Source organism: Bacillus sp. SIMBA_074, from assembly GCF_046534555.1.
In the GTDB taxonomy this organism is placed as follows: Bacteria; Bacillota; Bacilli; order Bacillales; family Bacillaceae_G; genus Bacillus_A; species Bacillus_A mycoides.
Genome location: NZ_JAWRYM010001240.1, coordinates 1 through 235, shown reverse-complemented (window position 1 = coordinate 235; position 235 = coordinate 1). Strand labels below are relative to the sequence as shown.

1 pseudogene is annotated in these 235 nt (G+C 50.6%); it reads right to left on the bottom strand.

The window, feature by feature from the left end:
• Positions 1–235: pseudogene (locus SB773_RS34685) on the bottom strand (glycosyltransferase family 2 protein); the annotation flags it as partial.

The window sequence follows — 235 nt, the reverse complement described above, 5'->3', positions numbered from 1 at the left end:
GCCTTGCCTCAACATCCTGCGGCGTTTCGCGAGTACCCCACGTCGATTTCCAGAAGGTTACCCAAGCGACAGGCATTTGCCAGAGCAAAACGAACTCATAGAAGACACAGAAGACGATTCCGAATAGCCATAGCTTGCTTTTGCGGAAAAACAGATGCGCCAGACTCATCAGTAGCGCCATCAATAATAGCCCCATCAAAAAGGTGCCCGGGAACACATGATGAACAAGCGGTAC